Origin of the sequence: Flavobacterium cyanobacteriorum, assembly GCF_002251835.1 — a bacterium.
GTDB classification, from domain to species: Bacteria; Bacteroidota; Bacteroidia; order Flavobacteriales; family Flavobacteriaceae; genus Flavobacterium; species Flavobacterium cyanobacteriorum.
Map to the genome: position 1 here is coordinate 1 of NZ_NOXV01000120.1, position 2,061 is coordinate 2,061.

Genomic DNA, 2,061 nt, shown 5'->3' on the forward strand with positions numbered 1-2,061 from the left:
TCGCACTAAAGAAATTTAATAAAATAAAAGTTTAAACCACTTCATCAAATACTTTCCATATTCGGTTGGTCGTGTTTCAATTTTATTCCAGTCAAAAGCCACCCAGCAGCTAACAGCAGTAACCGTTGCACAACTCCCTCCAACAACTAAATTTTAAAAAAATCATAAAAAACAACCTCGTTTAGTGCTTTTTAAGCGAGGTTTATTTTTGGATTAAAGATGTTGTTGTTTAAAAAAAGAAGGCATAAAAACGTTCGTTTTAACTTCAAAAAAGTGACTTTTAAAGAAGTATTTACCTTCCCTTGATTGATTGATACCACTTGGGCTAGACTTTTTGGTTTTTTGGCAATGAACTTGAGGTATTTCTTCAAGTTATAGGTCATAGAGGCCATCAAAACATGTTTGTTGGCTTGTTGTATTCCACGCGTATTGACCCGTTTCATGTTCAGAAAGTTAATCAGGGTTCCTAGAACAGGTTCAACGGTTTTACTTCGCACCTTGACCATTCGTTTGGCATACTCGGGGTTTTGAGTGAGCTTTTGGTGCATCTTGTCATATAGTTCTTTGTGGATGCTGTCGTCTATTTTTTTGAACTTGGTGCTTTTGCCACAGCATTGTTCTCGCAGTGGACAGTTTTTGCAATCGCTTTCGCTGCTTCGATAGGTTCGTTTAGTATAGCCTTTACTATCGGTTTTTTCGCCTTTAAAAAGGAGTTTGGCTTGGTTGCCTTTGGGTTTAGTGCATTGATAATAGTTTTCTTCTTTATGAAACGTAAATCCTTCTCGCTCGGGTTTGTATTGTCCAAAGTTTGGAATGTAGGCATTGATATTTTTTTGGTGTAAATAGGCTAAGGCTTCGCCGCTGCTATAACCACCATCAGCTAGGAGTTCTTGGAGTTCAATGTTGTTTTCGTTTAGGTTTTCTTCGGTAAGTTCTACAATTTGTTCTAAACACTGACTGTCGCGTTTGTCTGCAAAATCTGAACATGCGCCTGTAATGACATGATGGGCATCGTCTACAGCGATTTGTCCAAAATAGTTTAACTGACGTGCTTTGCCTGGTTTGACACTTACTCGAGCATCGCTATCTGTTGGTGAATAATGCGTGTGATTTGACAAATATTTTGGTCGGATAATATTCCCAAATTCGTCTATCTTGTCTTTGCCAGTTGCATTAGGCATTCCTTTATAGGCTTCTTCTTTCCAAGCGTGATGTTGTTCTACTAGTTTCTTTCTAGTACTTGTAGTTTTAAATTCGCTGTTTTCTTCCAGTTCATTTACAAAAGCACTAGCATCGTCCAAAACTTCTTTCTCTACCAAACTATCCATACTCGCATTGGCTTTGATAAAAACGCTATCCACTGCTTGACGCTTGCCACGAACCATTCCTTTAGAAACACACATCTTCAATACTAGCTTGAATAAATCTAGAAAAATTTCTTCGCCATACAAACTTCGGGTTCTACTTATAGTACTGTGCCAAGGCAATGGCTCATGAACATCATAACCTAAAAACAAACGAATTGACAAACTATCGCTGCAATAAGCAATTAATTGTCTATCTGAGTTGATGTTATTCAAATAGCCAACCAACAAAATCTTAAAGAAAACAACTGGATCAATGCTCTCTTGGCCTTCTTTGCCATAGTACTTTTGGGTAGCTTTATAAATAAAATGTAAATCGAGTTCGGTGAGTAGTTTTCTATAAAAATTATCTGCTGGAACTAAATCCAACAAATTTACCGATACAAATAACTGTGGTGTAAAAGTCTTTTTTCCTTGCATGAGTAAATTTAAAAAAAATCAAATTTATTTGCAAGGTTTTGTATATTTGAGTTGTGCAACACGCACAGTGGTTTTACGCGATTGCTGGTTTTTATTTTTATGTGCTCACGAAAAACTTTTATCTTTAACAGAAAATAATCAGCACGCTGGCTCCGCAACTGCCGTAAAGCCGCGGCACGTTGTGCGGAAATCCTACGGGCTTCCCGCACAACGCCCCAGGCGATTTGCCTGGGCCAGCCCTTCGGGACTGTCCGACAACAAAGCGATTTGCAAAATG

General features: G+C 38.1%; 2 protein-coding genes. One reads left to right on the forward strand and one right to left on the reverse strand.

Annotated elements, in window-relative coordinates; all coding sequences use genetic code 11:
• Nucleotides 1-191: 191 nt before the first annotated feature.
• Complete coding sequence (locus CHU92_RS01515) at nucleotides 192-1,784, reverse strand: IS1182 family transposase (protein ID WP_094411900.1); 1,593 nt, start codon at nucleotides 1,782-1,784, stop codon at nucleotides 192-194.
• Between CHU92_RS01515 and CHU92_RS15965 the strand changes: the two genes are divergently transcribed.
• The coding region (locus CHU92_RS15965; protein ID WP_207759788.1) for a hypothetical protein at nucleotides 1,783-2,061 on the forward strand (279 nt) is incomplete at its 3' end. The genes CHU92_RS01515 and CHU92_RS15965 overlap by 2 nt on opposite strands.